Source organism: Thalassolituus sp. UBA2009 (assembly GCF_002335285.1).
In the GTDB taxonomy this organism is placed as follows: domain Bacteria; phylum Pseudomonadota; class Gammaproteobacteria; order Pseudomonadales; family Oceanobacteraceae; genus Venatoribacter; species Venatoribacter alkanivorans.
Window position 1 is genome coordinate 2,552 of record NZ_DDCJ01000017.1, and the last position, 371, is coordinate 2,922.

1 pseudogene is annotated in these 371 nt (G+C 49.6%); it reads right to left on the reverse strand.

The features are described from left to right. A pseudogene (locus B3P58_RS01670) lies at positions 1 to 371 on the reverse strand (protein translocase subunit SecF); the annotation flags it as partial.

A 371-nucleotide genomic window follows, 5' to 3' on the forward strand; every position in this document is an offset into this window, starting at 1 on the left:
TCTTCCGAATCACCGCGGCGCAACATGCGGAAATTTTCACGGATATGGTCAGCAACAACGATGGTATCGTTCAGCGAGTAACCGATGACCGCCAGCAGCGCTGCCATTACCGTCAGATCAAATTCCCACTGGAACAGTGAGAACAGACCAATAATGATGATTACGTCGTGGAACAATGCCACCACAGCGCCGACCGAAAATTTAAACTGGAAGCGTGCAGCAACGTAAATCATCACCACAAACAACGCCAGCAATAAAGCCAGACCACCCTGGTCACGTAATTCTTCACCGACCTGCGCACCAACAAACTCACTGCGCATCAGCGTCAGTTTATTATCGGCACTCTGGGTTTGCAGAACATTCAGAACTTC